This is a genomic window from Vibrio sp. 378, assembly GCF_033339435.1.
The window spans coordinates 1-534 of record NZ_JAWOUO010001091.1 but is presented as its reverse complement, the minus strand read 5'-3'; the positions used below and the strand labels follow the sequence as shown (position 1 = coordinate 534).

Sequence of the window (534 nt, the reverse complement as noted above, 5' to 3'; positions counted from 1 at the left end):
AGGTTTGATGGTGGTCGCGAAAACCGTTCCGGCGCAAACTCGCCTCGTGCGAGCGCTACAAAAACGCGACATTACCCGTGAGTATGAAGCCATTGCGATTGGACGTATGACCGCAGGCGGTAAAGTGGATCAACCAATTGGTCGCCACTCGACTAAACGCACACTCATGGCTGTAGCTCCTTTGGGTAAACCTGCGGTAACGCACTACCGTGTAGCAGAGCACTTCCGTGAGCACACGCGTATCCGTCTGCGTTTGGAAACGGGTCGTACTCACCAAATCCGTGTTCATATGTCTTACCTACAGCATCCTCTGTTAGGTGATACTGCCTACGGTGGTCGTGCACGTATTCCTACTGGTGCATCGCAGGAACTGACGGACATGATTCGTGGTTTCGATCGTCAGGCGCTACACGCTGTAATGCTTCGTTTTGAACACCCGATAACTGGTGAAGAACTGGAATTCCATGCTCCAGTGCCAGACGATATGGTGGCAATGACTGAAGCGCTGCGTAAAGACACTGAAGAATACGGTCT

Annotated in this window: 1 protein-coding gene; it reads left to right on the top strand. The window is 52.1% G+C overall.

Going from position 1 to position 534, the window contains the following annotated elements; genetic code table 11:
- A partial coding sequence (locus tag R7Q48_RS30540) for an RluA family pseudouridine synthase (protein WP_318134165.1) occupies window positions 1-534 on the top strand: 534 nt, incomplete at both ends.